Annotated in this window: 17 protein-coding genes and 3 pseudogenes; 7 read left to right on the forward strand and 13 right to left on the reverse strand. The window is 64.3% G+C overall.

What is annotated here, in order from left to right; translation table 11 throughout:
- Positions 1 to 199: 199 nt before the first annotated feature.
- The gene (locus tag ACU4E7_RS11370; protein WP_447018911.1) at positions 200 to 1,255 is read right to left on the reverse strand and encodes a DUF7146 domain-containing protein; all 1,056 of its coding nucleotides are present in this window, start codon (positions 1,253 to 1,255) and stop codon (positions 200 to 202) included.
- Positions 1,255 to 5,601, reverse strand: coding sequence for a strawberry notch-like NTP hydrolase domain-containing protein (locus ACU4E7_RS11375; protein ID WP_447018912.1), 4,347 nt, complete (start codon positions 5,599 to 5,601; stop codon positions 1,255 to 1,257). Before ACU4E7_RS11375 ends, ACU4E7_RS11370 begins: the two co-directional genes overlap by 1 nt.
- 184 nt (positions 5,602 to 5,785) lie before the next feature.
- On the opposite strand from ACU4E7_RS11375, the gene ACU4E7_RS11380 reads away from it, so the two are divergent.
- Both ACU4E7_RS11380 and ACU4E7_RS11385 read left to right on the forward strand, forming a co-directional pair.
- Complete coding sequence (locus ACU4E7_RS11380; protein ID WP_447018913.1) at positions 5,786 to 6,043, forward strand: type II toxin-antitoxin system Phd/YefM family antitoxin; 258 nt, start codon at positions 5,786 to 5,788, stop codon at positions 6,041 to 6,043.
- The gene (locus ACU4E7_RS11385; protein ID WP_447018914.1) at positions 6,040 to 6,429 is read left to right on the forward strand and encodes a type II toxin-antitoxin system VapC family toxin; all 390 of its coding nucleotides are present in this window, start codon (positions 6,040 to 6,042) and stop codon (positions 6,427 to 6,429) included. Before ACU4E7_RS11380 ends, ACU4E7_RS11385 begins: the two co-directional genes overlap by 4 nt.
- A 42-nt stretch (positions 6,430 to 6,471) precedes the next feature.
- Here the strand turns inward: ACU4E7_RS11385 and ACU4E7_RS11390 are convergent.
- The 11 genes and pseudogenes from ACU4E7_RS11390 to ACU4E7_RS11440 form a co-directional block, all read right to left on the reverse strand.
- A pseudogene (locus ACU4E7_RS11390) lies at positions 6,472 to 6,642 on the reverse strand (antitoxin of toxin-antitoxin stability system); the annotation flags it as partial.
- A 127-nt stretch (positions 6,643 to 6,769) separates the two neighbouring features.
- Positions 6,770 to 8,893, reverse strand: a complete 2,124-nt coding sequence (locus ACU4E7_RS11395) for a DNA-binding protein (RefSeq protein WP_447018915.1) — start codon at positions 8,891 to 8,893, stop codon at positions 6,770 to 6,772.
- 219 nt (positions 8,894 to 9,112) lie between these two features.
- Positions 9,113 to 9,484, reverse strand: coding sequence for a DUF2958 domain-containing protein (locus ACU4E7_RS11400; protein ID WP_447018916.1), 372 nt, complete (start codon positions 9,482 to 9,484; stop codon positions 9,113 to 9,115).
- Positions 9,481 to 9,711: pseudogene (locus ACU4E7_RS11405) on the reverse strand (zincin-like metallopeptidase domain-containing protein); the annotation flags it as partial. The pseudogene ACU4E7_RS11405 and the gene ACU4E7_RS11400, both read right to left, overlap by 4 nt.
- Positions 9,712 to 9,767: 56 nt before the next feature.
- Positions 9,768 to 10,670: an ArdC family protein gene (locus ACU4E7_RS11410; protein ID WP_447018917.1), complete on the reverse strand. Its 903-nt coding sequence runs from the start codon at positions 10,668 to 10,670 to the stop codon at positions 9,768 to 9,770.
- 318 nt (positions 10,671 to 10,988) lie between these two features.
- On the reverse strand, positions 10,989 to 13,163 hold the full coding sequence (locus ACU4E7_RS11415) for an integrase (protein WP_447018918.1): 2,175 nt from the start codon (positions 13,161 to 13,163) through the stop codon (positions 10,989 to 10,991).
- Positions 13,160 to 14,947 carry a hypothetical protein gene (locus ACU4E7_RS11420; RefSeq protein ID WP_447018919.1) on the reverse strand — a complete coding sequence of 596 codons (1,788 nt, stop codon included), beginning with the start codon at positions 14,945 to 14,947 and terminating at the stop codon, positions 13,160 to 13,162. Before ACU4E7_RS11420 ends, ACU4E7_RS11415 begins: the two co-directional genes overlap by 4 nt.
- Positions 14,944 to 16,368 (reverse strand): tyrosine-type recombinase/integrase, encoded by a 1,425-nt coding sequence (locus ACU4E7_RS11425; RefSeq protein ID WP_447018920.1) that lies wholly within the window; start codon positions 16,366 to 16,368, stop codon positions 14,944 to 14,946. The genes ACU4E7_RS11420 and ACU4E7_RS11425 overlap by 4 nt, the downstream gene beginning before the upstream one ends.
- A gap of 166 nt (positions 16,369 to 16,534) precedes the next feature.
- A pseudogene (locus tag ACU4E7_RS11430) lies at positions 16,535 to 17,272 on the reverse strand (ArdC family protein); the annotation flags it as partial.
- Positions 17,273 to 17,593: 321 nt separating this feature from the next.
- Complete coding sequence (locus tag ACU4E7_RS11435; RefSeq protein WP_447018921.1) at positions 17,594 to 18,073, reverse strand: MucR family transcriptional regulator; 480 nt, start codon at positions 18,071 to 18,073, stop codon at positions 17,594 to 17,596.
- 308 nt (positions 18,074 to 18,381) lie between these two features.
- On the reverse strand, positions 18,382 to 18,660 hold the full coding sequence (locus tag ACU4E7_RS11440; protein ID WP_447018922.1) for a hypothetical protein: 279 nt from the start codon (positions 18,658 to 18,660) through the stop codon (positions 18,382 to 18,384).
- 331 nt (positions 18,661 to 18,991) lie between these two features.
- On the opposite strand from ACU4E7_RS11440, the gene ACU4E7_RS11445 reads away from it, so the two are divergent.
- From ACU4E7_RS11445 to ACU4E7_RS11465, 5 genes are read left to right on the forward strand one after another with little or no spacing between them, the layout of a single operon-like run.
- Entirely contained in the window at positions 18,992 to 19,294 is a 303-nt protein-coding gene (locus ACU4E7_RS11445; protein ID WP_447018923.1) for a type II toxin-antitoxin system TacA family antitoxin, read from the forward strand.
- A gap of 2 nt (positions 19,295 to 19,296) precedes the next feature.
- A complete protein-coding gene (locus ACU4E7_RS11450) occupies positions 19,297 to 19,809 on the forward strand; it encodes a GNAT family N-acetyltransferase (protein ID WP_447018924.1) in 513 nt (170 codons plus the stop codon).
- Positions 19,810 to 19,821: 12 nt separating this feature from the next.
- Positions 19,822 to 21,150 (forward strand): SIR2 family protein, encoded by a 1,329-nt coding sequence (locus ACU4E7_RS11455; RefSeq protein ID WP_447018925.1) that lies wholly within the window; start codon positions 19,822 to 19,824, stop codon positions 21,148 to 21,150.
- Positions 21,147 to 23,171: an ATP-binding protein gene (locus ACU4E7_RS11460; protein ID WP_447018926.1), complete on the forward strand. Its 2,025-nt coding sequence runs from the start codon at positions 21,147 to 21,149 to the stop codon at positions 23,169 to 23,171. Before ACU4E7_RS11455 ends, ACU4E7_RS11460 begins: the two co-directional genes overlap by 4 nt.
- On the forward strand, positions 23,168 to 24,070 hold the full coding sequence (locus tag ACU4E7_RS11465) for a 3'-5' exonuclease (RefSeq protein WP_447018927.1): 903 nt from the start codon (positions 23,168 to 23,170) through the stop codon (positions 24,068 to 24,070). Before ACU4E7_RS11460 ends, ACU4E7_RS11465 begins: the two co-directional genes overlap by 4 nt.
- The last annotated feature ends 239 nt before the right edge of the window (positions 24,071 to 24,309 follow it).

Here is a 24,309-nt window from a genome sequence, read left to right on the forward strand (position 1 = left end):
AAGGCCGGCGATTTTGCTTCGCGGTGGAAAGCGCGGGCTTTGCCCGCGCGCCGGAAAATCGTCGGCCGCCGCCATTGCCGGGCCGGCCCGTTTGTGGGCCCGATCGCCCTCTCGGAAGGCCACGGCGCGGTCCTCTCTGACGGCGGGATGCCTCCGGGCGGGACCGACGGCGCTCGCCGCCCCCTCGATCCCCTTCCGGCTATGCGGCCGATGCCAGGAAGCGGCCGACATCCTGCGGGGCGAGCTGGACCCGCGCGCCGGCCCGAAGCGACTCAATGCCAAAGGTGCACAGATCCTCGTTGAAGTCCCCGAGTTCCGGCGACAGCACAATGGCCTCGATCCCGGCTGCGTCCGCCCGCTCGATGAGGCGGTCCCGCGCCCCGTCGCCGGCCGGATCGTTGTCGCGCACGATGTAAAGCCGGCGGAGCGTGTCCGGGAACAGGAGCGTGGCGAGATGAGCCGCCGAGAGCGCCGCGGCCATCGCCATGCCGGGCAGGACACAGCGGAGCGAGAGCACGGTCTCGATACCCTCGCCGGCCGCCATGACATCGCCCGACACACCGAACCGGACCGCATTGCCGAGCAAATCGCCCATGGCCCGCCGTGGCGTGTCGATGGGCGCCTTGCCGAGCCGGATGGCGTCGAAGCCGTCGGGGTCGAGCCAGGTGCGGTGGGCGCCGGTGAGCCTGCCGTGGGGATCGGTGACGGCGGCGATCATGGCCGGCCAGATCTCGGTCGGCGCATGCAGGTCGGGCCGGTAGTAGCAGCGCGGATGAAAACGCAAGCTTTCGGTTCCGTGCAAAGCCGCAATGCCGCGGTTCCGCAGATACGTTTCCACGATTGTGCCCGAAATCGGCTGCGTCATTGCGATGAGCCGACGTGCTGCGTCTGCCGAGCCGGCCTGTGCCGAGGCTACGGGTCGCCGGGCGTTCTTCGGTTCTGGCTCGGTCCGTGGCAGAGTGAGGAAGGTGCGGGCCTCCTCGGCGACGTTGCGGAAGTCGACGAGGCCCAGGGCCTCGCGAATGACGTCGAGGAGATCGCCATGCTCGCCGGTGGCGGCGTCGGTCCACTTGCCGGCACGGCCTTTCGGAGAATCCCTGAGCCGTACGAACAGGGAGCGGCCCGGCGTGTTGCGGACATCTCCCACGAGCCAATAATGGCCCTCCCGCCGTCCGTTGGAGAGATAACGCCGGCACACCGCCTCGGCATGCTGCCCGAGGCGGTACGCCAGGTCCGCGGCATCGGGACGGGACATCACGCCGCCTCCCGCTCGCCGACGCGCTCGATCGGATAGCGGTGAAGCACGCGCGCGAGCACGGCCGGGCCCTGGGCATCGGTCGGCACGAACATGCGCAGCTTCCAGGAGATGATCTCGTGGAACAGGCCGTAGGCGGTGAGCCGTTCGCGCATCGCGTCGGTGAAGCCGCTGAGCTCGATGCGGTGGGTACCCATGACGCGAACGCGGCGCAGCTGGAGGCCCTCGGCGAGATCGAGGATGGTCCGACCACTCATCAGCGCGGTGAAGGCGTCGTCCGGCGTGAGCGTGGACGCGCCGGTCGCGGCGGCCTGGGCGACCCAGGCGGGCGAGACCCGGCGGCCGATGATCCGCTCGCCCTCGTCGGTCTGGAGACGATAGACTCGGGTGGACTCATCCGGCAGGCGCTTCCAGATCGGCAGCAGCAGCCCGGTGACCATGTGCAGCGCGGCGTCGGAGAACTCCGGCACCTCGGCGACCTCGGTGTTCCAGGCCGAGGTGAACGCCTCGCGGTCGGCATCGACCCAATGGGTCTCGGCCATCATCCTGACCGGGACGTTCTGAGCTTCCATCGGCCGGATCAGCCGGACGCGGCGCTCGATCTCGCCGTCATCCAGCATGATGCTGGTGGTCGGGATCTGCACGGCGGCGCGGCCCGACCGTTCGTTGACGAGGAGCATCGCGCGCGGATCGCCGAGATGGCCGAGCGCCTCGGCGAGCGTGACCGGGCGGTTGCGCCTGCGCTCGGTGATGGTCAGCAGCCGGGTTTCCGCGCCCGTGCGCGGATGGGTGTAGATGGTCCGGCGATCCGTGACGACGAAGCTCTCGGCGCGCAGCGTCTCCAGCCCGGCGTCATATGTGCCGGACGCGATGGCGCCCTCGATCCTCGCGGCGAGGAGCTGCTCGAAGGCGGTGAACAGCACGCCCTGAAGCTCGATGGTGAGCGCCAGCATGCGATTCAGGAACGTCGTGATGCCGGGAAGCTCGTCCTTGATGCCGCCCGCGTCCATCAGTTTGAGGCCGGTGGCCGCCTCGAAGGTCTGCAAGGAGCAGCCTTCGACCTTGCCGCGCACGAGAAGGAGATAGAGCTGGCGCAGCGCGTCGCGGGCGTAGCGGCTTTCAAGATTGTCCTCCGGCCTGAAGAGGCCTGCGCCTCCGGTCTGTCGTTGGCCGCGCGTGATCGCGCCCAGCGTGTCGAGGCGACGGGCGATGGTCGAGAGGAAGCGTTTCTCGGCCTTCACATTGGTCGAGATCGGCCGGAACAGCGGCGGTTGCGTCTGGTTGGTGCGGTGCGTCCGGCCGAACCCCTGAATGGCGGTGTCCGCCTTCCAGCCGGCCTCCAGCAGGTAGTGGACGCGCAACCGCGTGTTTCGTGCCGACAACTCGGCATGATAGCTGCGGCCGGTCCCGCCGGCGTCGGAGAACACCAGCACGCGCTTCTGGTCGTCCATGAAGGCCTGGGTCTCAGCGAGATTGGCCGAGCCGGCACGGGTTTCGACGATGAGCCGGTCGGGCCAGGTTGCGCCGCCCGGCTTGCGGACAATGCGGCGGGAGCGGCCGGTGACCTCGGCGACAACGTCCGTCCCGAAATGCTGGACGAGCTGATCGAGCGCGCCAGGAACCGGCGGCAGGCTGGCGAGCCTCGCGATCAGCTCATCGCGCCGGGCGACGGCCTCCCGGCTTTCGACCGGCTGGCCGTCGCGATAGACCGGCCGCGACGACAGGTTGCCCTCGGAGTCCGTGAAGGGTTCGTAGAGCTGCACCGGGAAAGAATGAGCGAGATAGTCGAGGACGTATTCCCGCGGGGTGATGTCGATGCGGACATCGTTCCACTCCTCCGTCGGGAGCTCGGCGAGACGGCGCTCCATCAACGCCTCGCCGGTCGAGACGATCTGGACCACGGCGGCATGGCCCTCCGCCAGATCGCGCGTGATTGAGCGGATTAGCGTCGGCGTCTTCATCGAGGTGAGTAGATGGCCGAAGAAGCGCTGCTTGGCGGCCTCAAACGCCGAGCGAGCGGCGGACTTGGCCTGCCGGTTCCGCGTGCCCGTGCTGCCGGTGATGTTCGCGGCCTCCATCGCGGCGTCAAGATGGTTGTGGATGATGGCGAAGGCGCCGGCATAGGCGTCGTAGATGCGGGTCTGCTCGGGCGTCAGCTCGTGCTCGACGAGTTCATATTCCACGCCCGCGAAGGAGAGCGAACGGGCGGTGTAGAGGCCGAGCGCCCGAAGGTCGCGGGCCAGCACCTCCATGGCCGCGACGCCGCCGGCCTCGATCGCCTCGACGAACTCGGCCCGGGTGGCGAAGGGGAAGTTCTCCCCGCCCCAGAGGCCGAGCCGCTGGGCATAGGTGAGGTTGTGGACCGTGGTGGCGCCCGTGGCCGAGACATAGACGATCCGGGCGGCAGGCAGCGCGTGCTGCAGGCGCAGCCCGGCACGGCCCTGCTGCGAGGCGGCGACATCGCCCCGCTCGCCGTTGGCACCGGCGGCGTTTTGCATGGCATGGGCCTCGTCGAAGATGATGACGCCGTCCCAGTCGGCGCCCAACCATTCGACGATCTGCCGAACCCGCGAAACCTTCTCGCCGCGGTCGTCGGAGCGTAGCGTGGCATAGGTCGTAAACAGGATGCCTTCCGGCAGCGTGATCGGCTTGCCTTGCGGGAAGCGCGATAGCGGCGTGACCAGCAGGCGCTCCATGCCGAGCGCCGACCAGTCGCGCTGGGCGTCCTCGATCAGCTTGTCGGATTTCGAGATCCAGACCGCCTTGCGACGGCCTTGCAGCCAGTTGTCGAGGATGATGGCGGCGGACTCGCGGCCCTTGCCGACCCCGGTGCCGTCGCCGATCATGAAGCCCTGGCGGAAGCGGACAGCGGCCTCAGCGTCTTCCGGCGCGGCGGTGACGACATCGAAGGTGGCGTCGACAATCCAGGCGCCGGCGAGATGATCGCAATGGGCCTCGCCCGCATAGATCACGGTCTCGAGCTGCGCCTCGGACAGCAGGCCGAGGACGTTGCCCGGCAGGCGCGGCCGGTAGCCCGGCCTCGGCGGGGCGACGCTCGCCATGGCGGCCGACTGGACGAGCTGGGTCGGATGCGCCGTCGCGCCGGGAATACGGATCGCCTGAAGCCCGTACTCTTCATAGATGGCGTCGGTGATGTGGCCGGCCTCGGCAGGCCGCCAGTCGACGGTCTCATAGGTGAGCTCGACGCCGTCCGGCTCGGAGAGCGGGACCGGCGGCGCGGCCTTGGCGGAGCGGCTGACAGAACCGCGCACGGTGCGGGGCGTCGCGGCGGCCGTTGCCGCGACCGGAGCGGCAGGCAGCACGACCGGCGTCCGCGCCGGAACATGCGCGCCAACCCATGCCATGAGCGTAGCGGCATCGGGGGCGATGCCCAGCGGGCTCGGAAAGGCGGCAGGATCGTCGGCCGGCAGCTTGTCGATGACGGTGAGCCGCGTCGGGAAGGTCGTGCCGTGCCTAGCGTAGACCGAGCCGTCGATCGCCGCGGAGAAGACGACGCGGCCGAGCTCCTGCAGCCGGGCGAAGGCCGCGGTCCAGGCGGGATTGTCGAGGGTGAGATTGGCGCCGGTGATCGTCACTAGGCGCCCGCCCGGCGCAAGGCGTGCCAGCGCCGAGGCGACATGGCGCCATGCGGCCTCCCGCACGTGGCCCTCCACATGGGCCAGGACTGAGAACGGCGGATTCATCAGCACGACGGAGGGCACGGCTGCGGGACCGAGATGATCGTGGATCTGCGCGGCGTCGAAGCGGGTGACGGCAACGGCCGGAAAGAGGGAGGAAAGAAGATCCGCGCGGGTGTCGGCCAGTTCGTTGAGCATGAGCCCGGCGCCGGCGATCTCGGCCAGGATGGCGAGGAGCCCGGTGCCGGCGGAGGGCTCCAGCACGACGTCATCGGGCGTCACCGCCGCCGCCGTCAGCGCGGCGAGGCCGAGCGGGATCGGGGTGGAGAATTGCTGGAGCGCCTGGCTTTCCGCGGAGCGCCGGGTGTGGGTCGGCAGCAGCGCGGCGATCTTTGTCAGTGCGGAAAGTCGTGCAGCCGGAGACGCGGCTTTGCGGAACAGCGCCTTTCCGTATTTGCGCAGCATGAGGACGGTGGCGGCCTCACAGGCGTCATAGACCGCCTTCCAGTCCCAGACGCCGGCGGCATCGGAGGCGCCGAAGGCGGTCTCCATGGCCGCGCGCAGGGTAGCGGCGTCGACGGGATGCCCGCGTTCAAGATGGGGGAGGAGCTGCTGGGCGGCGGTCAGGATGGCCGCGGCGGATGACCTCTCGGAGGCACGCGGGAGCGGTGCGGCCGGGGCGGCCGCGCGAAGCGAGGCAGGGAGCATGGAGCAGATCTCGGGAGAGCAGGTCACGGGCGAGCCCGCCGGCGCTCTCTCTGGGACCCGCGGGGCTCAAACCCGTTCCGGCCGGCCTCTCCCTCTCGGCCGCAGCGGCGCGTTGACATGGACCATGTAATGGTCCATTTCTCCCATGGAATGTGGAGCCCGAAGGGCGCCAGAGGGAGCTTCAATGCGCATCTCCGTCACCGAGGCCAAGGGACAGCTGACCGAGCTGGTGCGGCGCGCCGAGGCCGGTGACGAGGTGGTGCTCACCCGACACGGCCAGGCGGCAGTGCGGCTGGTGCCGGTCCGCGCCGTTCCGGATGCCAAGGGGCGGCGCAAGCTGCTTGAGGCGGTGCGCGCTGCCGGTGCCGCCAAGGCGAAGGCTGGGCCGGGTGCCGCGCGCAGCCAGGACTTTCTCTATGGCGACGGCGGCCTGCCGAAATGATCGCGGTCGATACCTCTGCCCTGATGGCCATCGTGCTGGGGGAAGCGGAGGCAGACGCTTGCATCGCGGCGTTGGAAGTCGAAGACGAGATCGTGATCTCGGCGGGCACCGTCGCCGAGGCGCTGATCGTGTCGGCGCGGCGGGATGTCGGCGAGGAGATGATCCGTCTGATCGACGGCCTCGGCTTCACCATCATGAATGTCACGCCGGCGGCGGCGCGCCGGATCGCCGAGGCCTATGCGCGCTGGGGCAAGGGCGTGCATCCGGCGGGGCTCAATTTCGGGGACTGCTTCGCCTATGAGGTGGCGAAGGAGGAAGCCTGCCCGCTGCTCTATGTCGGCGGGGACTTCGCGCAGACCGATATCGTGTCTGCGCTCCGATCCTGAAGGCCGCCGGCTGCAACAGAGTGCCGGAAGCTCGAGGAAGGCTCAGCCGAAACGACGGCCGGCTTCAGTGAAAGTGTAGCCGTTGGCGCGGATGGCCTCGTCGATCTGCTCGTCCGAGGTCAGATAGGCGTATTCGCGCTCGAGCTGGCGATAGAGCCAGTGAGCCAGGTCGCGCAGCGCCTCGCTCACCGCATCCTTGGCATCGGCGGTCAACCCATCGGCCGATCAATCGAAGAGCTGCGGGCGTCTCCGGAAACAAAAAGGCCCGGGGGGATGCCGGGCCTTGGAGGTGATTGGGGGGACCAGAGGTCGGACGAACGGTCCGTCCCGCCGGTGAGCGCTACTCGGCGGCGTTCAGGTGTTCGTGAGCGTCGTCGGTGCCCGCTGGCGCTTCCTCGTCATCGCCGGTGAGGAATTCGGGTAAGGCGTCGGCCTCCTGCTCCGTGGGGTTGTCCACGGACGGCTCGTCCGCGCCGAGGCGCAAGGGCTCCGGCAGCCAGCCGGTATCGGCAAGGAGCCTCTCGGCCTCCTTGGCCATGTCGCCCTTCTTGAGGTGGGCGATCAATGTGGCGGCGCGTTCACCGGCACCCTCGCGCACCGCCTCGAGGATCCTCGGCTTGGTGACGCGGTTGAGGTAGTTGGCGAAGGTCGGCCGCCAGCCCGCCTCGACCATGTCGAGCCCGGTCGCCCGCGCCAGCCGGTCGGCCTGGGCGAGGCGGACCTGCAGGCCATGGGTGCTGACGCCGTTGCCGCCATAGGGGTTCGGCTTCTCGTGGAGCGCGTTCACCCCGTAGCTCACGCAATGGGAGAGGAGCGCCATGCGGCTGGTCTCGTCGAGCCCGGCGAGCCAGTCCCACAGCGCGTCATCATCGGCCGGGACATCGAGCTTCCACGCCTCATGCCTCTCGGCGATGGTCTTCGCCGAGAGGCTGTCCTTCAGGTCGTCGGCCTGGGCAGGGAAGAAGACGTGCCGGACGCTCGCTTCCAGGCAACCCGCCGCGGAACGGTGCTCGAAGGTGTCGCAGACCAGCTTGTGGAGCAGCAGGGTCAAGGCGACATGCGGGGTGTGCGCCACCGCGTCCCGCAGGGCGAGGGTGCGGTGGGCGGTCAGCTCCATGACGAGACGTTCCGGCAGCGGCCTGATGGCCTCGTCGTCCTCTTCGGGATCGGTGGGCTGGCCGCCGACGGTGATGACCGCGCGCTGCACGGCCGGCGCCGCCGGATCGTCATCGGTGGTGTCCTCGTCCGGCGTCTCGCTGCCTTCGGGCTTGGCCGGAGCTTCGTCTTCGGGACGGACATAGCCGCGATCGACCGAGAGCGCGCCCTCCGCGTCGATGCTGACGAAGACGCCGGCGCGGGCGATGTCGGCGAGCTCGTAGCGGAGTGGCCGCTCGTCGAGACGCGCGAGCGCGGCTTCGATTTCGCCGAGGCGTTCATCGACCGCGTCGGGCAGTTCGTCCACCGCTTCGTACTCCGCCTCGAGCTTGGCGTATTCGGCATTGAGCGCGTCGATGGTCGCCTGGTCCTCGGCGGTCAGCGGAACCGGCGTGCCGGGGAGCCTGCGCAGGCCGTTCGTCGCGCCATAGGGGAAGCTGATCGCGGCTTCGATCCACTTCCAGCCTTCCTCGGCGATCTGGTGGGCCAGCATGTTCAGCTTTTCGGCCACGAGGCGATCGAGGAGCGCGACGTCATCGAGCCAGCCGCCGTCGTCCGCCTGGAACAGGTCGCGCATGACGGTGCCGCCGGCCGCCTCATAGGCGCCGATGCCGACGAAAAGGACACGTTTGTCGGAGGCGCGCACCGAGGTCTCGGTCAGCATCCGCCGGATCTGCCAGGGTTCCTTCTGCCAGGTGTTGCGGATCGCCTCGAAGACCTGTTCCTGGCGGGCGTGGTCGGGATTGACGGTGAAGGCCATCAGCATCTCCAGCGTCATGCCGTCCTCGGCATAGACGTCAAGCAGCGCCGGCGACACGGAGACGAGCTTGAGCCGCTGTTTCACTACCTGGACCGGGACGAAGAAGGCGGCGGCGATCTCCTCCTCGGTCATGCCCTTTTCCAGCATGTCCTGGAAGGCACGGAACTGGTCGAGGGGGTGCAAAGGCGCACGCTCGATATTCTCGGCGAGCGAGATCTCCTCGGGCAGGACCGCGCTGTCGCGCTCGCGCACCACGCAGGGGACGGGTGAGGTCTTCGTGAGCCGCTTCTGCTTCACCAGCATCTCCAGGGCCCGGAAACGCCGGCCGCCAGCTGGGACTTCGAACATGCCGGTCTCGTTGCCCTCGGCATCCACCACTGGGAAGACGCTGAGGCTCTGGATGAGGCCGCGGCGGGCGATGGAGGCCGCGAGGTCCTCGATCGAGACGCCGGCCTTCACCCGCCGCACGTTGGACTGGGAGAGGACCAGCTTGTTGAAGGGGATGTCGCGCGAGGACGACAGGGTGATCTTCTGAACGGCAGGTGCCATCGGGATTTGCTCCGCGACGGGCGCCGAGAGCCTTTCTCTCGGGCTGAAACCCGTCACGACGCGAAGCGCCGCCCTCTTCCTCTCAGAGGGCAGCGCCGCGGTTCCGGAGAACCGGACTGTCGTGAAGCCGGGTCTCCAGGTTTATGCGCTTGCGGGTTTCCGGTTGTGCGGTTCCACGGGTCGAGATCACGGTCGCCGCCGGTCCGCCGCGGAAGGGCATCAGGTGCTGTTCGGCCGGTCCTTCGCGATGGCAGAGAGGACTTGCTCCGCTGCGCGGATGCTGCCGGCATGGCGGGCGGTCTCCGCCCAGATCGAGATCGGAACGCGGCCGGTGAAGAGGAGGTCGCGCTCGATCCCGAGGCCGAACGGCAGGCGGATCGACGCCATCTCCTCCAGCGAAAAGCTGCCGAGCTCGGGACAGCCGAGATCGGCGAGGCCGAACAAGGTGTCCCCGTCCGCTGCCAGCTCGGTGGCGAGCCACACGCCTTCACCGAGCGGATTGAAGAACTTGACGACCGGGATGTGGTCGACGTCGTGCTCACGGCCATTGGCGATGAGGCGCTCCCGCAGGTCAGGGGTGAGGAGGATCATGCCACCCTCCTGTCCATGGAGGCCTCAACCGCGACGCCTTGGGGCTCATCGTCCGGCAGGAAAGAAAGCAGCCAGTCCGCCGCCTTGCTCGCCTGGGAGGCGGCGCGGACGATGGCGCGATTGTCCTCGCGAAGGACCTCCAGCCAGGAGCCTATATAGTCGGCATGGCGCACGGTCGGCACGATGCCGAGCGCGGCGCAGCAGAAGGCCGCATTCATCTCGGCGATATATCCTGACAGTCCAGCCCCAATCTGAAATTTTTCCGCAGTGAAGATGAGGCTGATCATGCTGCCATCTCCTCTGCCTGGGGCTGCTGGGCGTGCATCCAGTCGGCTGCCTGCTGCGCCTTGCTCGCTGTGGTGAAGATGGCCTTAGGATCGTCCTTCAGGACCTTTAGCCACGAGGCGACATAGGCGGCGTGGTCGGGGCGCGGATGGTGGGCGACGCCAAGGTCAGCGAGGACGAGCCCGCTGAGAATTTCCACGCAGCATTCTTCGACGGCATAGGCGGCCGAACCGAAGCGCCCGGAAAGATCGCGGTCGAGCCTGTGCTTGGAGCCGCTGGCGTGCCCACATTCATGGAGCCACACCCCATAAAACGATGCGGCGTCGCGGAAGGAGGAGAACGGTGGCATGAACACGGTGTCGGCTGACGGGCGGTAGTAGGCTTCCGACCCACCGAACTCAGTCTTGACGCCCAGGTTCGCGATGAACGCTTCGGCATGGGCGAGACGTTCAGCCTCGGGCAGCATGGGCGTATCCGGGCGCTCGTAGCCGTCAACCTGCGCGATGTTGAAGACGGAAAATGCGCGGGCGAACATACGGCGATGGTCGTCATCGTCGTCTTCTTTGTCGGCCTGCCGGGAAGCCTGAATCTCCCGCCACAACACGACAGTGGTGGAACGCTCTCCCTCCCGCACCTGCGCACCGGCATCCTGCCATTGCTTGTAGGTGCCCCACAGGCCATCGCCATATCCGGCGGCAAAGCCCGCTGCCCAGAGGGCCAGCGTATTAATCCCGCGATAGCGCTTGCCAGAGGAGAGGTTGGTCGGGCGCGCGATGCTGGACCCGTTATGGAACCAGGGCGCACGCCATTCGCCGGCGCCTTGCTCGATCGCGGCGATGATCTCTGCGGTGACGCGGGAATAGACGTCGGCGCGCTGGACGGATGACGAGGTATTCCTCATTGTGGAATCTCCGTGGCCGGCGGCGCGAGCCTCTCTCGCCCCTTCAACCGACCGCCCGACTCCGGCAGTCCTCTTCCTCTCCTGCCGCCCGTTCGGGCGGCTGTTCCTGATTTTTTCTCTTGTCATGATTGTTGCTCCTTCTCCGCCGGGGCCTGTCCCGGCGTCGGAGCAGCGGATTGCGATGTCTCAGGCGCGGCCGCGCACTCGCAGAGCCGAAGCGCGAGCGGAGGACGGCGTCAGCCGTTGCGCGGATGCGTCGGGCATCGCGCGCTCCGAGCACGCCGGGCGGGCCACCGGCGAATGAGCACCCAGCTCCCCTCAGGAGCCGGGCGCGGATTGGTCCTTGTCGATGCTGTCGAGGACCGTCTTCGCCCGCTCGAGATCCTGCTGAAGGATGCGCCGTTGAAGCGTAGACAGCCGCTTCTCCTTCAACAGGTCTGCGGCTTCCTGGGCGGAACGTGCCCATACTGGCCGGTGCCTCGCGGTGATGCAGGCATTTGGACAAAGAGTCGGCTGGCAAAGCGCGGTCAGCGGGCCTTTGGCTCCGGTGGCCTGCTTCAAACAGGCGGCCGTACCGGGATCGAAGAAGCAATCGGCCAGCACGCCGACATGCAATGTTCGCGCGAGGCTCGCGAGCATGGTGCGCAGCCGGGCCCGATCGGCGATCATGGCCGGAAGCGGGCCTAGATCATCCGATATGCTGTCGAGCGTCTTTGCGATACGTGCCGCCGCAGGCCCCGACAGCTTGGCCCCGGCCTGTCGTTCGTCGAAATAGACCAACAGGTCATCGAGCTGGCCGAGACTCCGCTGGTTCTCGACTTCGGCCCGAAAGCCGGATCGGCTGGAGCCGGCATATCCCTCGAACGCCGCGACTGACGCATGCTTGTACTGGATCATGCCGGCGATGGTGCCGAACGGACGGTTGGCGATGTGCCACGCGATCGTGCGTCTGAACTGCCGCGTCGTGATGCGCCATGGCTGTCCACTTGGCCCGTCAGGGATCGCTGGCGCGTCAGACGTGCCGAACAGGTCGTTGAGGTGGTCCCGGAAGAGGTTGAGCTGGCGAACTACCTCAGCCGAGAGGTGATCCTTGCAGACCGATTTGGCCGCGAGCACTGGCCAGAGCGTCGTCAGCCCACGCGCTGATGTTGCCCGAAGGGATAAGCGTTCCAGAACATCGACAGCTTTAGCGACAGGTTCGATGGTGACCCACTCGGCAGGCTCACCTCGGGCGGACTTGCCCTTATAAGCGACGGATCGCACGCGATGGCGCATGATCATGCCGTCTTCGCTGCGCGCCAGCGAAAGACATCCATGCTGCATCGCCTGGACTTCGCAGTCCCGCATGCCGGTCAGATAGGCGCACAGGATGTAGGCCGCCGACTGCAGCATGCGCTCTTCCGCAGCGAGGGTCTTGGTGTCGAAGCGGGGTCGCCACGGCTTGCCGGTCTCAGGCAGAATGGCGATCGGCGTATCCATCCCTCCAGCTTCCACGCCGAGTTCGCGTAGAGCGGCATCGATGAGATCGGGCGCACCACTTGCGAGTTGAACATGCATTCGCTTCTCGGCGCGGGCGTCGATGCCGATATGCAGATGAAGCAGGTGGGCGTTGACAGGTGGCGACACGTCTCCTGTCTCGGGATGCCGGAGCAATATGCCGTTATGGGCGGTACCCCAGATTGGCACCCCGCGACCTTCATTGCGAAGCCGCCTGAAATAATCCTCAAGCCGCTTGCGCTGCTCGCGCCGTCGGCCATGACGGTCGAGGGGGCTGTCCTGCTCGACAAGCATGGCGCGATGCGCTTCGAGACGATCCATCTCCTCGCGGGCCGCGAAGATATCGGCAGCAAACTCGGTGACATATCGGATCGACCAGGCCAGCAGCGGCGATATGATCGCCTCAGGAATGCGCGGCGTCCGGTTCTCGGGAGCATGACGATAACCCGCGACGCGCGCAGGTGCGCGTCCTGCCCACGGTTGGAATGCCAGGCCGCCAGAGGGAAGATAGTCCCGCAACACATGGAGGTCGAATGGGATCTCCAGCAAGTGAGCGACGATGATCGGGCGACGGGCACGATCATCCCTGAGATGGCGGGCATATCGGTCCAGAAGGGACTGGTCGACCCGGTGTAGATCGACAACGCCAAGTTCATCGCGCACGAAATCGAAGAAGCGCCGCGCGCGGTTGAATATCTGCCGGACACTTCCGGGAGGAAGGATCTTGCGGTGACCTGGCAGGTCGACGTTGAGGCGGGCGTAGAGGAACTCGCGCAATGCGTCGCGGACACACGCGTCCTCGACCGACGTGAAATGCACGGTGACGTGACAGCGGCGGGCGTTCTCACGAAACACGGCCGGCCCAAGATCCCAGCTTGGATCGCCGTAGCGAGAGAGGGAATCCCGATCAAAGCCAGGCTTCAACGGAGCGGTTGCAAGAACCGGGCGCTGATCGAGTTGCAGGGAGTTGGAAGCTGCTGGCGACAATCCCTTCATTGCCGGGCCTCCGGTGGCAGATAGAGCGCATGCACTTCCGCCTCACGGCGGGCTGCGGCAACCATGCTCTCGGGAAATGCCGGCAGAACCTGCCCGGCAATGCGAGCATGGGCGCGGCCAAACTTCATGGCCCAGTCTGAGGCGGACAGACTGGCCCGTTGCTCCTCGATAAACTGCTGGAACGCTATGATCGCTGGCAGCTTACGCGCGGTGATGACCGCATTGCGGCACTCCAGACAGCCCCAGAACGGCTGCGGGCACGGCGTTCCCGGCGCCCCGAAGGGGCTACGGTCAAAACCGGAGCATGCCGCCAGCCAAACGTCCTGCTCGCCACGCAGGATACCGTCGCGTTCCTCATGCTCCTCAGGCGCTGCATCGCATTGCCGCCAGGACACTTCATCGGCAGGTGCCAGAATAATCGGGGTGGCCATTGCGGCAACTTCCGAAAACGTGTCGGCAATGGTGGCTTCGTGCAGCGGCCGCAGCGAGGGGATATCCGCGTAGTGGCGAGCGGCGATCTCCGGCGTATGCCCGATGGCGAAGCGGGTCATATGCCCCTCGGTCTTCAGATACCAAAGCGCCTTGTGGGTCTTGCGCAGCCTGGAGAGAACGAGACGAAGAGGTTCACCATTGTCATCGACGATGCCATGGCCTGCGGTCCATCGGTCGACGAGCTCATGTGGATGCTCGATACCCGCCCGGAGCTGCGTAGGCCCGGTATAGTAATAAAGCCAAAGGTTATCACTCGGGACAAACTGCCTGGTGAAGGCCGTGGCCTCGATCAGCTTACGGATCAGACCGCCCGGTGTTCCGATCCCGCCGTCACGAACGCGAATGCGTTTGTGCTCAGCGCCGCGGGCACGGCGCTTCACATAGGAGATCTCGATCGTGCCGGGTCCGGGGTTCTGAAGGCAGTTGATCGTCAAGGCTTTGCAGCACTCGATCTCAAGGCCGGTCTCCAGTGACAGGAAGGTCAGTAGAGGCGGAATATCCATTGCGCACAGATGGAAACGTGCGTGCAGATCCTCGGACAGGTTGGAAACCGGCAGACCGCGACGCAGCCTCATGAAATAGAGGCTCTTGAAGGCGCGATCCCCACTGCTGAGCCTGCCGGAGGCGATGATCCGGGCATTGGCCTCATCGGTCACTCTGCGAAGGTTGGGATAGTTGTCGTCTTCATCGAGCGGCTTCCCGATCCGCCGGAATATCCTGGCGATATCGCGGCGGGCAGCGTCCCGAAGTTGCCGCGCGACAAACGGGCTATAGGCATCCCGCGGTCGGGATCGTCCGGCCGATTGTGCGCTGGTGTAGCTCAACCGGTAACGGACCCCTTCAACCAGAAGGCCAGGTTGGTCGGCATCGATCGAGCGCAGAGCGAGGATGGCTTTGGCGAGAACGGTGTGCCGGTGGATCGGGGTCATCCCGCCAGCTTCGAGGAAATGCTCATACCCATCGAGATCGTCAGCACGCAGATCGGCGGGCGTCTTTGCCGTGGAGTGCTCACGCAGATATGCGAAAAACCGAAGGTACGCAGCGAGATGCTGCTTGATGGTGCTCCGCGCGCCGAGCGATCCGCCAAGCTCGGACTGCCGCCGGAGGGCACCTGCAAACGCGACAGCGATGGCTCGCGGACGCTCGCTGACAAGATCAACCTCGACGGTTCCGCCATAGCGCGCCTCGATGTTGAAGCGCAGACCGAGCACCGGATCGCCTGCGTGCGGGGGAACAGCGCCATCGGCGCGCGCAAAGCGCACCGCGGTTCCTTTGCGCGGACGCCCCCTCATAACGAGGCCTCCGAGGGGAGCAGCCCCAGGAGTTCCTCGACGGCCGCATCGACGGTATCGGCGCGCGTCGCAATGTGGTCGAGGTAAATATAGGTCGTTGTCAGGCTGGCATGGCCGAGAAGCCGTTGCACCTGCTGGAGAGGATCGCCAAGAACTTGCCGATATCCCTCCATCGGCCCGGCAGGCAAGGTAGCATCGCGGAGGCGGTGCTGGATAAGCATCGCCAGCATGTGAACGGCGAAGGTGTGGCGGAGCTGGTGCGGGCTGATGTTGATATCGAACCCGAAGGATCTGCACCGGCTGGAGGCACGGGCAAAAGCGACTTCCCAGGAGTTCGGCTGCACCGGCAAGCCGATCTCCGAAAGCCATAATATCGCCGGTTCGCTCGGTGTGCCGTCGCTGTCGCAGACAATGAACCGACCGCGTTCCTCCGGGTCGAGCAGGTCGAGTGCCACATCGCCGCCATCAATCAGCCGCAGCCGGGTAGCATGCTGATCCCGATGAACGAAGATCGGTCGGTCGATCGACCGCCACGCCGAGCGCTGCCGGAACTTCCCGACGGCATGAGCACGTTCGACATCGACATAGGCGCGCACCTGTTCGAGCAGTCGAGCGGGAACGAGGATCTGGCGACCGCGATCACCCTTGGTCTGTGCATCCGGCAGGTCCAGCCAGACCTGACGGCCCGAATGCTGATCGGCGAAAACGAGATCGGAGGCGAAGAGAGATGATGCTTCTTCCAGCCGAAGCCCTGTGGTTACGAGGAGATCGGCGAAGAGCGCATTGCGGATACCGTTGCGATCTCGGGCGCCGGGGCGTGTGCTGCCGTCAGGCAAAAGCGCCTTCAGGCCGACATCCCGAAAGCGCCGATAGTCTTCGAGCGTGACGAAACTGACGTCCGCTCGACGCGCGGCAGGTTCATAGGCATCGTTCCGCGCTGCCACCTGCGACCGGCGCCCGGTGTACCCCTGCCTCCAGACCGAGCGATGCGTGAAGGGGGCTTCCGCAATCAGTCCTTCCTGCACACCCCAGCGATATAGCCGATCGAGACAGGCAACGGCGCGATTCCAGGACGCAGCGGAAATGCGTTGTCCCGCGTCGGCGCGGCGGCGGACGCGATGATAGGCAAGGACATCATGCCGGTCGGCTTGCCATATCGTCTTGGCGCGGGCCTCCGAAAGAAAACGAGCCCAGACGAGAACATCGTAGCCATAGGCGCGAAGGGAATGACGGGAGCGAACGCCGTTGAGAGGAAGGTCGCGGAAAAAACGATCCAGATCAGGATCGTATAGCACCCCGTCCCGGAGGATCATCGGGACATGGGTATCAAGACCCTCCGCCGATCTGCGCTCCTGAATCGTAATGCTCGAAGCTGCGATTACACTGTCCACAAGTTGTTCAACCTTCCCCCGGACCCCCATCCGGGGAGTCCAGCATCAACGAAGGAGTTCAACTTGCCCGGCGCTATCCAGGCCGGCCTCCGCCAGCTATGTGGGAGCGCTGCGGCCGGCCTGGATAACGCCTCCGTCAGTCCTGTTGCATCGACTTCAGAATGACACTGGCAATCGGTGCAGACTGTCAAGATAAGGCGATCAATTCCTCGAAGGCATATTTCCGCGTGCCGAAGGAGCGGGCGAACTCCCGGTTGAGCCGTGAGGGATGGCTGGTGGCATGTCCCAGCTCGTGCAGTGCGGTGCGATGCCAATCGATGGGCTGGAAATAGGCCTGGGGCGGCGGGACCATCACATAGTCGTCGGACGGGACATAGTAGGCTTCGTTGCCGCCGATGCGGAAGTCGATGCCGGTCGCCTTGATCAGCGCCTCGACCCTGGGCTCAATCAGGCCGGGCGGTGGCGGCGGCGCGGTGGCTGCGATGTCTTCGGGCAATCCCTCGCACTGCGCCGCGTTGAAGACGGTGAAGCGTTTCAGGAAGGGGACGGCCTGGGCCTCCTCTCCGGATTCGCGGGCGCGGCGTTTCTCCTCGCCCGGCACGAAGCGGTCGGCATAGACGACGGTGGTGCCGCGTTCCCCCTTGCGCACATTGCCGCCGAGCGACAGGGCCTGGCGGAAAGTGAGCCAGCTCTGGCCCGGAAAGCCGTGCTCGATGACGGCGCCCCAGAGGATGAGAATATTGATGCCGCTGTAGGTCCGGCTCGTGGTGGCGTTCCGCGGCAGATCGAGCGGCGCCTTCGCCACGGATGTGCCCCACGGCTGGACCCAGGGCACCCGGCCGGTCTCCAGCTCGGCGATGATCTTGTTGGTGATGTCGTCATAAAGGCTCGCCCGGTTGGAGCCGGCGCGGCCGCTGCAGTGATGTCTCGTCATCGCGGTTCTCCGCGACGGGCGCCGGAGACCTCCTCTCCGGCCCTCAACCCGTCACGGAAACCCGGTCCGCACTCTCACTCTCAAGGGGGCGTTGCGGAGTCTCCCCGCGAGACAAGAGTCGGCTGAGAGACCCTGGGCCCGGCAGCCGGAGAAGGCTTTCCCCTCAAAGCCGGCACTACACCGAAGCGTGGCCCCGGATTTCAGGCCGTCTTGGTGCTCAGGCCACAATGGAATTGTGACGTGCCTGGCTTGAGCGACACGCGAGCGGACGGCAGGCGCCCTCCGCGAGCCATCTTCTCCAATGAAAGACCGCTTCCGCAATCAGCCGGCGACGGTCTTACGCCGCGCGGGGGTCTTCCGTGCTGGCGGGGCAGGCTCTTCAGCCTTCTTGCGGACCTGCCCCAGCCCCATCGTCTTGGCAAGCTGCGAACGCGCCGCGGCATAGGCCGGGGCGACCATCGGATAGTCCTTCGGCAGGCCCCACTTCTCGCGATAAGCCTCCGGCGTCAGATCGTAGACGGATCGCAGATGCCGCTTCAGCGACTTGAACTTTTTGCCGTCTTCGAGACAGATGATGAAGTCGGGCGTCACCGACCGCTTGACGGGCACGGCGGGCTTCAACTCCTCGACGACAACGCTTTCAGGTGCCGTCCCGAGCTTGCCCAGTGTCGCATGGACGCTCTGGATCAGAGCGGGGAGCTCCGCTGTGGAGACAGTGTTGTGGCCGACAAAGGCCGCCACGATGTCGGCGACAAGTTCAAGATGATTATTCTCTTTGGTTTCGTCGGAAGCCTCGACCACGGCGCACCTCATTGCAAGTCACGGCCTTGTTTGAAGCTCATTTTCCTCTGAGCGGCAAGCAGTGTGAATTGCGAGGGAAGTTTCTGCCCAGTCGGAGGTTGTCACGCGATGTCTTGTATCGGCTTGGTCGGATGGACATCTGATTCTCCGTGACGGGCGTCGGAGGCCTCTCCTCCAGCCCTTATCCCGTTGCGGCAAACCCGGTCAGTGCTCCCACTCTCAGGGGGCGTTGCGGGGGCTCCCCGCAGCAGGGGCGTGCCGGCAACGAAGTGCCGGCCAGGGGGAAAGCTTTCCCCCTCCAGCATTGCTCAAGGATTCTGATGTTTCCGTATTTCCTCGTCGGCAATGGCCTGCACGACCTTTATGTCCATTTCCGCGATGGGCGACAGTCGCGCCACTTTCGACGCCACTTTGGCCCAATGCCAGAAGCCGGAGTTGTCTCCTTCAATCCGGCTGCGCGCGGCCAAGCGCTGCGCTTCGTAGTAGGCAAGGCGTCCGTGCCTCTCGATCGTCACCCGCGCGTCCCGCTGCCAGCGGTGGCGGATCTGCCTGCGTTTCTCGATCCAGCTGATAAGGGCACTGAACATTCGGCCTTGTCTTCTCATTTCGTTCGGGAACAAGCACGAGGCGCACCAGATCCGGATGCGCCGCCTGAGCACGGATATCAGGGAAAACACGCGGCCTTTCGGGGCCCACCCGATCCTAGGAAAGCAAGATCATGGCTCTACGGCGTTTGTGCAACAACCTGCCGCACAATTTTTGAGTTGGGCCGGCGTTGCCGGGTTCGTGGCCGACCGCTCGATGAGATCAGCTCGTCCGCTTCATGTCCGGCGGCGCAGTCGTGTTCGTCGACCGGCCCCGCATCTTGATTTATCCGGCCATTGGCCGTACGTTTACCGGGTAAATTGGAGGTCGAAAATGGCTGAAGCAGCAAAGGGGCCGGCGACTGGCCGTGTCCGAGGGGAACGCCTCGAGACGCGCGTAACCGCTGACCAAAAGCGCCTGATCGAACATGCCGCTGCCTTGCAAGGACGCACCGTGACGGATTTCGTTTTGGCAAGCGTACAGGACGCGGCGCGGCGTGCCATCGAGGAACATCAACATCTGGAACTTTCGGTGCGGGACAGCCAGGCGTTCGTCCAAGCCTTGATTGAACCACAGCCGGTCAATGAACGACTGCATGACACCGTTCGCCGCTATCGTGAGAGAACGGGCGTCTGAGCGTGGGGCAAGAAGCGGATGACGTTCTGCGGGTCGAGGTTCTCGGCGCGCAGCATGACCGATCGGGATTCGTAAGCGGTGTAGAGCCACTCGACCGATATTTCCATACGCAGGCCGGGCAGGACGCCCGGAAGAAGATGGCGGCCCCGTTTGTCCTCGTGCTGAAGGACGGCAGCATCGCCGGATACTACACGCTCTCGTCGACGGCGGTACGGCTTCCGGAACTGCCCGCGGCCGTCGTTCGCAAGCTGCCGCGCTACCCTCTGATCCCGGCAACATTGCTAGGTCGCCTCGCTGTCGATCAGCGCTACCAGGGAAGAGGCTACGGTCGGTGTCTCCTTGCTGATGCGCTCTACCGGGCCGTGCGCAGCGAGATCGCATCCTTTGCGGTGATCGTGGACGCCAAGGACGAGAGCGCGAGGCGCTTCTATGAGCGAGAAAGCTTTCTACCGTTTCCGGATCAGCCGTTGAAATTGTTCCGGCCAATGTCGGACATTGAAGCGTTGTTCAAATGAGGGGGGAAGTTCGTGGCGGATTCCGGTGGAGAAGAATCTCAGAAATTGACATTCAACTTCCTGCGGGGCGCCGAGGGTGATCCCGGTGTGCTTGAATGGCCGGCTGGCGCCGATGTCGTCAGGAAGGCGCTGTCGGAATCACTGAACGCCAAGAATGTCGCCTTCCTGCTGGGAGCCGGATGCTCGTCTAATTGCGTCAAAGAGAAAGATGCTGCGGGAAATGATGCCTGGCGGGAGCTTGGCATTCCGACCATGGCACCCCTTGCCGCCGAATTCACCAAGGCGCGCACTGCCGACGAGGCGGGATTCCCGACCGGCGCGGAGCGAAAGGTCCTCGCCGACGAGCTCGGGATCGACATCGGGGACAAGGAATATGCCCGCAACCTTGAACGGTTGATGGAGCTGCTCTTCAGCCTTCGGTTCTCGCTGGCTCGAAGCACACTCCCCAAGAGCAAGGATAATCTGAAGGTTGTCAATTCGCTCATCGAGAAAGTGCAGGCATTCCTATGGGGCAAATGCACCAACGGAGCATTCGCCAATGGGGACAGCACCGTCGGGGCACTCTACGAGACTTTCTATAGAAAGCTGGTGCTGCGTGACCGCTCGCTGCCGCGTCCGTGGATTTTCACCACCAACTACGACCTTTTCAACGAGACAGCGATGGATCGGCTCGGCCTGCCTTACGCCAATGGCTTCTCCGGTGTGGTCGAGCGTCGCTTCAATCCGGCGACATTCCGCTATGCACTTGCCGAGCAGCTCGATCTGACCAACCGGAAATGGTCCGCGGTGGATGGCTTCGTCTATCTCTGCAAGATCCATGGATCGATTAGCTGGACCGAAGACGACCATGGCCTGTTCCCGATCCGTGAGACGGCCGTCTCGAAGGCGCAGGGATCGGGCAAGGTCATGATCTATCCTACCCCGGCGAAGCAAAATTCCAGCCTCGGATCGCCCTACGCCGACCTGTTTCGCGAGTTCCAGTCGCGGATCGTGAGGGAACAAAGCGTTCTCTTCACGATGGGATACGCCTTCGGAGACGAGCACATCAACAACATCATCTATCAGGCGCTCACCATACCGACCTTCCGCCTGATAATCTTCGTCGATCCGATGCTTGAGGGAGAGGTGGCCAAGCTCCGCGCTCTGAATGATCCCCGCATCTGGGTCATTGGTGGCAACGGCCCGGAAGCCGGTCGCAAGGCGCATTTTTTCGATACGATCATCGAGCACTTCATGCCGCAGCGGCCGAGCGAGCGCATCGATGACGCGATCCGGAGGGTGCTGGAGGTAATGTCTCCCCGGAAGGCGGAAGCTCCTTCCGTCGATGGAGAGAGCAAATGAGCCGCGATGACCGCAAACGCGCCATCGGCAAGGTGGTTTCCGTCGCGGCTGATCGCTTCGTCGTCGAGATGCACGCCGGCACGGACAATTTCACCGTCGTTGGGTTCGATGACGTTCATTATGTCGCTCGCCTTGGCTCGTTCCTGATGATTCCGGTCCAGACGGAATATGTCGTGGTCGAGGTTGTCGGCCTGCGGGAGCGGGACATCGCCAGCCCCGGTCGCGGCGAGGGGGAGTTGGACAAGGCGGCGTCCGCGAAATACCTCGACGTCGTGCCGGTCGGGATGCTGCCGCAAGACCGCAACGCGAAGTTCCGCTTCGGCGTCTCTGTCTTTCCCTCGCTATATGCCGATGCGCTCTATGCTCTCGATGCTGAGCTTGACCGTGTGTTCGAGACGGACAAGCCAAGCGAACCTGCTCTGGGCCTCAATGGCGCTGCACCAGTGCCTAAAGATGCGACGCGCTTTCGCGCCCTGTCGATCGGTCGTTCGGTGGTGTTCGAGGGATACGACGTCAAAGTCCGGATCGATGATTTTTTCGGTGGCCATACCGCCGTTCTTGGGAATACGGGCAGCGGCAAGTCCTGCACCGTGGCCTCGGTCCTTCAATCGTTGTTCGACAAGGTTGACGAGTATCATGCACGAGGTGCGACCTTCGTCGTGTTCGACGTGAATGGCGAGTATGCCAATGCGCTCAAGCCGCTCGCCAAGGCGAGTCGTATCGGCGTCGCTCATGTCGTGCTCGATGGGACCGCATCCGACGGGAAGTTCCGCCTTCCGCATTGGTTTCTGGAACAATCCGAATGGGAGCTGCTGCTTCAGGCCAGCGAGCGAACCCAACTGCCGATTCTGCGAATGGCACTTGGCCTTGCAACGCTATTTTCTGCCGGAGCAAGCGCAGAGTTGAAAGGCATAAAGAACCATATCCTGGCTACGTGCCTGAGCCAGATTCTCCGTGACGACACCGGCAGCCCTTCGAAGCACGATCGAATGGTCGGCCTTCTACAACGGTTCAACACTACAGAGATCAGCACGGCAAAGATCAAGCCGTATATAAAGATCAGCTATGGTCAGATGGCCGATTCGGATGGGCTGACAAAATATCTGCTAGGCGATGCAAATGGTGGAGGGTTCATCATCGATGGGCTGAAGCTCCCAGCCTACTCCAACCTGCCATTCGAATTTTCGGCATTGGGTGAGGCGCTGGACCTAGCGATACTTTACGAAGAGGCACATGGGAACAGGCAGATTCGAGACTATTGCTCACAGATGCTGACACGCTTCAAATCCTTGGAGGAGCGTCCGGAGTACGAATTTCTTCGTCACAACGCGGCAGGCGGGCAGGCCGAACTGTCCCGCGATAAGTTTCTGGAAGGGCTCCTGGGTCTGGAGCGCAACGGAGCGAACTGGCTCAAGCGAGATCAGATCATCATCGTAGATATGAATGCGGTTGAGGATGAAGTCGTGGAGTTGGTGGCGTCTGTTCTCGCACGGATGGTGTTCAGATTGCTGCGGCAGGCTGAACCGCGAAATCGTTTTCCAGTGCATTTGCTTCTCGAGGAGGCGCATCGCTACATCTCCGAATCAATCTCACGATATGCAATCGATGCCAGTAAGATCTATGAACGTATAGCCAAAGAGGGACGAAAGTACGGGCTTTTCTTGCTAGTTGCCTCGCAACGACCGAGCGAATTGTCGAAAACGGTCCTGTCGCAATGCTCGAATTTCGTCATCCATCGCATACAGAATCCGGATGATCTTTCTCAGATTCGGCAGATGACGCCATTCATCTCGGAAGCGGTTCTGAAGCGTTTGCCTTCTTTGCCGAAGCAGCACGCGCTCGTCTTCGGCACATCGGTGAACCTCCCGACCACCTTCAAGGTACGAGAGGCGAATCCACTTCCGAAAAGCGATGATGCGAAGATCGGGGAACTCTGGTTCCACGAAGAAGGCCGGGCAGCTTTGGTCAATATCGCACCGACCGCCACGGGCGGCGGCGTCCGCGGCGCGACCACAGCATGATAGGCCAACCGGATGCCGCAGCGCTGGAGGCGGCGGCAGCCCTCCTGGAAGCAAGCCAGGACTATCGGGTTCTTCGTCGTTTGCGGCCACGTGCGCCAGTGACTGGAATACCTGAACAGGACACCCGCCTCGGGCTTTTCGTGGACGTAGAAACAACGGGCCTCGATCCGTCGAAAGACGAGATCATCGAACTCGCCATGTTGCCGTTCCGGTATTCGCTCGATGGCATCGTTATCGATGTTGGGGAGCCGTTCGATCGGCTGCGAGAGCCATCGGCTCCCATACCTCCCACCATAACCGCTTTGACGGGCATTACCGACACGATGGTGGCCGGCAAAAAGATCGATCCGGAGGAGGCTTGGCAGTTTGCGCTCCCTGCCGCCGTTGTCATCGCCCACAATGCTGCTTTTGATCGCAAGTTTCTGGAACGCTTCTGCCCCTCATTCTCGGTCAAGCCCTGGGCCTGCTCCATGTCAGAGATTGATTGGGCCGCGGAGGGATTCGAGGGTACAAAGCTCGCATATCTCGCGGTGGGATGCGGCTTCTTCTACGATCGGCATCGTGCGGCAAATGACTGTCTCGCAGCGGTGGAGGTGCTGTCGCGCCCACTTCCGAAATCCGGCGTGAATGCACTTGGCCACTTGCTCGCGCGTGCTCGACGGCCGACATGGCGCATCTGGGCAGAAGGCTCTCCGTTCGAGTTTAAGGATCAGCTTAAGTCACGGGGATATCGTTGGAATGGAGAGGAGAACGGCCGCCCCCGTTCCTGGTACATTGATGTCGCGGATGAACAGAGGGATCCAGAACTGGCCTTCCTGAAGGGGGAAATCTATCAGCGGGATATTGACCTGAAACCTTCCCGTATCACAGCCTATGAACGCTTCTCTGAAAGAATGTAGGGAATAGCGCTTACCTTGGCGCGACGCCTGTAAGCTCGGCTACCACTATCATTATCTCAATGCCAGAAAGGAGCGGTTGGACGTGGCGCTTGTTTGGACATCCGCGTGGCCCGACAGGCGCTTCATCCGTTGTTTCAGGAGAAGCACGGGGAGTCCCGAAGTAGATTTTCGGGACGGTTCGACCTGTGCTGAAACAGCAAGCGCCGATCGTCCACAAAGTCTGCGTCAAATATCTGGAG

The sequence above is a fragment of the Xanthobacter sp. ZOL 2024 genome, from assembly GCF_052932325.1.

Bases quoted from the DNA above. Each gene is read 5' to 3' on its own strand.
- ACU4E7_RS11385 (WP_447018914.1), top strand. From the start codon at position 6,040: ATGATCGCGGTCGATACCTCTGCCCTGATGGCCATCGTGCTGGGGGAA.
- ACU4E7_RS11420 (WP_447018919.1), bottom strand. From the start codon at position 14,947: ATGAGGGGGCGTCCGCGCAAAGGAACCGCGGTGCGCTTTGCGCGCGCC.
- ACU4E7_RS11375 (WP_447018912.1), bottom strand. From the start codon at position 5,601: ATGCTCCCTGCCTCGCTTCGCGCGGCCGCCCCGGCCGCACCGCTCCCG.
- ACU4E7_RS11440 (WP_447018922.1), bottom strand. From the start codon at position 18,660: ATGTTCAGTGCCCTTATCAGCTGGATCGAGAAACGCAGGCAGATCCGC.
- ACU4E7_RS11410 (WP_447018917.1), bottom strand. From the start codon at position 10,670: ATGAGGAATACCTCGTCATCCGTCCAGCGCGCCGACGTCTATTCCCGC.
- ACU4E7_RS11400 (WP_447018916.1), bottom strand. From the start codon at position 9,484: ATGATCCTCCTCACCCCTGACCTGCGGGAGCGCCTCATCGCCAATGGC.
- ACU4E7_RS11445 (WP_447018923.1), top strand. From the start codon at position 18,992: ATGGCTGAAGCAGCAAAGGGGCCGGCGACTGGCCGTGTCCGAGGGGAA.
- ACU4E7_RS11460 (WP_447018926.1), top strand. From the start codon at position 21,147: ATGAGCCGCGATGACCGCAAACGCGCCATCGGCAAGGTGGTTTCCGTC.
- ACU4E7_RS11395 (WP_447018915.1), bottom strand. From the start codon at position 8,893: ATGGCACCTGCCGTTCAGAAGATCACCCTGTCGTCCTCGCGCGACATC.
- ACU4E7_RS11425 (WP_447018920.1), bottom strand. From the start codon at position 16,368: ATGGGGGTCCGGGGGAAGGTTGAACAACTTGTGGACAGTGTAATCGCA.
- ACU4E7_RS11465 (WP_447018927.1), top strand. From the start codon at position 23,168: ATGATAGGCCAACCGGATGCCGCAGCGCTGGAGGCGGCGGCAGCCCTC.
- ACU4E7_RS11415 (WP_447018918.1), bottom strand. From the start codon at position 13,163: ATGAAGGGATTGTCGCCAGCAGCTTCCAACTCCCTGCAACTCGATCAG.
- ACU4E7_RS11380 (WP_447018913.1), top strand. From the start codon at position 5,786: ATGCGCATCTCCGTCACCGAGGCCAAGGGACAGCTGACCGAGCTGGTG.
- ACU4E7_RS11370 (WP_447018911.1), bottom strand. From the start codon at position 1,255: ATGTCCCGTCCCGATGCCGCGGACCTGGCGTACCGCCTCGGGCAGCAT.